The 1066-nt window shown below is 64.4% G+C and carries 2 protein-coding genes; both read right to left on the bottom strand.

Annotated features, from left to right (window positions below):
* Positions 1 to 162 precede the first annotated feature (162 nt).
* The gene (locus ABYB95_RS23900; protein ID WP_372662982.1) at positions 163 to 444 is read right to left on the bottom strand and encodes a hypothetical protein; all 282 of its coding nucleotides are present in this window, start codon (positions 442 to 444) and stop codon (positions 163 to 165) included.
* A 114-nt stretch (positions 445 to 558) separates the two neighbouring features.
* A partial coding sequence (locus tag ABYB95_RS23895) for a substrate binding domain-containing protein (protein WP_372662980.1) occupies positions 559 to 1066 on the bottom strand: 508 nt, incomplete at its 5' end.

Below are 1066 nucleotides of genomic sequence, written 5' to 3'. Positions count from 1 at the left end.
TGATGGCGGGTCCGAACCGCTTCTGGGTGTTCAAGAACGACCCGGCGCATGAGTGGATGCTGGCGCCGACCTGAAGAACCGCTTCGGTAGAAAAGCCGGAGGATGTTCAGGGACTTGCAGGCGCTTGCCGACTGGCTGGCTGCACCGGCACGATCGCCGCGATCAGAGCCGTGCGCCGTGTTCGATTTCGTGGCGGTCCGCCGCTGCGTAAAGGTCTTGCGCAAACCGGGGGTCGCTGTCGAGCAAGTCGTTGGCCATGGCGCGCAGCTGTTCGGCCTCTTCAAACGGTGTCAGTGGCAGGCTGAGAGCCGCTGCCGTGCGACGCGTCCGCTGCGTCCACAGCGCAGAAACCCGTGCCAGCACCTGGGCAGCCCAAGAGGGCGCCTTGGACCGGGCGGGGACAAAAACGGAGAGGCCGGATTTTGAAAGGGTGACGCTGGACATGGTGCACTCCTGCAGTAAAAAATGTTGCGGTGCACAAAGTATAGGGTAAACCCTAGGTTTTTGCACGACGGCTTTTGCTTCGCCCCCGCTTCAGCGGGTCTATCGCCAGAAATGTCACAACACACCGCTGGGGCCAAAGCCGGTGGCAAAGCTTTGGCGCAGGTAGGTCACGAACACCGTGACCGCACGCGGCACATGTGCCGAATACGGGCGGATCGCATAGATCTGCTCGGCAAAAGCGCCCACCGGCTTCCATTGCGGCAACACCTGGACCAGTTTGTCCGCCTGCAAACTGCTCTGGGCGGAGAAGTCGGGCAGCAAGGCGATGCCCATTCCGCCCAGCGCGGCATCGCGCAAGGCCTCGCTGTTGTTGGCGGACAGAGAGCCGGAGATCTGGACCGTTGTGCGTTCCGTCCCCGGCCTTTTCGATGCGGGTTCCAGTGTCCAGGCTGGCGCGTCCTGGGTGCGCGGGTAGTGCAGACAGTTGTGCCGCGCCAGATCGCTCGGAACCTCAGGCGCGCCCTGGCGGCGCAGGTAGGCGCGGCTGGCCACCAGCACCGAGCGCGTGGCGCACAGCGTCCAGGCCACGTGGGTGTCGGGTGGGTTGGCGGTGTGGCGGATC

This window comes from Hydrogenophaga sp. (assembly GCF_041633695.1).
Taxonomy (GTDB): Bacteria; Pseudomonadota; Gammaproteobacteria; order Burkholderiales; family Burkholderiaceae_C; genus Hydrogenophaga.
Note: the sequence above shows the minus strand (reverse complement) of the source record. Positions and strands in the feature narration are given on the sequence as shown.